Genomic DNA, 1555 nt, shown 5'->3' with positions numbered 1-1555 from the left:
CTCGGGCGAACCTCCTCAATCAGAGGTTCCCAGATCGCCCATGTCTCGTCCGTAAAGGTGCCTGTTCTGTCTCCTTCTTCCATCCCTACAATATGGGAAGAAATTCAAGATCTAACAGGCCCTAGCCCATTCGTGCGCGGCGGGACCGGTAATCATGGCAGTGGCCTGGGTCTCGCCATTGCCAGTAATATCGCTACCCAAATGGACGTTACTCTGCGCTTACGTTCCCCACTTACAGGATCTGCCAGAGGATTTGGTGTGTGTGTCACCTTTCCAAACTCGAAGGTAACCTAATTCATGACAGTAGAGGAACAGACGCGCAGGCAACTCCATTTTGCGTACTCTACTCCCCTATGTCACGAATGCCCTGCGTCACGGTTGCCTGGTACAGCAGCCCGTTGGCAATATTCTGAGAGGCTGCTTGGGAAAATCAGTCAACACGTGCCTATGGGTGGTGGGGTTGATGCCTCTTTCGCTGCGTACCGACTACGCTTTCCGTGTGTTGATCCACTTGGCGTGTAATCCTGATTCGCGTGTTACCGTCAGGAACATCACTGAGTTGCAGGGCATTTCGCACAATCATCTTGTGAAAGTTGTACAACACCTGTGTCATGCCGGGATCGTACAAGGTACCCGGGGAGGTACTGGTGGCATCCGTCTGGCTGTGTCTGCCAGAAACATCAACGTCGGTCATATTATGCGGCTCATGGAAACTGAAAAAGAATCCCCTGGCGCCTGTCACCCATCTGGCAATAACCAGTGTATACTGGGCAATGCTTGTCAGTTTCGCCATCTCATAGTACAGGCCGTTGATGCATTTATGGCATTTTCCGATGGAATGAGCTTACTGGATCTCACTAGTGGTTCAGGATAATGTGTTTGCTCACTTTTCCATCCTGGCATGATGCCTCCCTCAAACAGTTGATAGAACATTTGAAGCCGTCGATGAAAAAAATGTCACTGTAGTCATAGTGAATCTCGTGTGAAGTAAGATTCATATAATCTTCAGGTGCAAAGTTCATTTTGTTGCGGGTAATATAATGATAGCGGACGTTATTATTATTACGGTGTTGAAAGATTTTTACCAAAGTACGGACGGCTTCTAGGCTCGGGACACATAGCCAGAACATGACGGTTGCGGTGAGACAGATGGCTGAGAAGAAGACGGTCGGGCATCTGTTGTAGCGGGTTGCAACCCGCCGCCAGCCCTTGAGCCTTCCGAATATGATCTCGATGCGATTGCGGCGTTTATATTTTCTCTTGTCGTATCTGACCGGTTTTCCGCGAGATTTCTGTCCTGAAATGCAGGGCTTTTATACCTTTTGCTTCCAGGGCGTCCCTGAACCAGTCGGCGTCATCCCCGCGATCTCCCGGCATCCATTGTGCTTCAGGAAGACTATCCAGCAGGGCAGCGGCATCGGTATAATCGGAGGGATCGAAGAACCCTTGATTGATGTGCTTGGCCGGTAATTTCTGGGTTTTGGCGATTTGATTGACGGTTTTTGCGATGGCGTCCAGTCTGCGTTTTGAGCAGATTGGGAGTTGTCTCTCGCTG

1 protein-coding gene and 2 pseudogenes are annotated in these 1555 nt (G+C 50.1%); 2 read left to right on the top strand and 1 reads right to left on the bottom strand.

What is annotated here, in order from left to right:
• Positions 1 to 294: pseudogene (locus KMAL_RS17970) on the top strand (hypothetical protein); the annotation flags it as partial.
• A 169-nt stretch (positions 295 to 463) separates the two neighbouring features.
• Positions 464 to 874: an RrF2 family transcriptional regulator gene (locus KMAL_RS16590; protein WP_010511654.1), complete on the top strand. Its 411-nt coding sequence runs from the start codon at positions 464 to 466 to the stop codon at positions 872 to 874.
• Between the two features lie 244 nt (positions 875 to 1118).
• Here the strand turns inward: KMAL_RS16590 and KMAL_RS16585 are convergent.
• Positions 1119 to 1431, bottom strand: a pseudogene (locus KMAL_RS16585) (transposase); the annotation flags it as partial.
• Positions 1432 to 1555 lie beyond the last annotated feature (124 nt).

This window comes from Novacetimonas maltaceti, assembly GCF_002906255.1.
In the GTDB taxonomy this organism is placed as follows: Bacteria; Pseudomonadota; Alphaproteobacteria; order Acetobacterales; family Acetobacteraceae; genus Novacetimonas; species Novacetimonas maltaceti.
This window is presented reverse-complemented; position numbering and strand designations above follow the sequence as displayed.

Coding starts and splice junctions, on each gene's coding strand:
- KMAL_RS16590 (WP_010511654.1), top strand. CDS start 464: ATGCCTCTTTCGCTGCGTACCGACTACGCTTTCCGTGTGTTGATCCAC.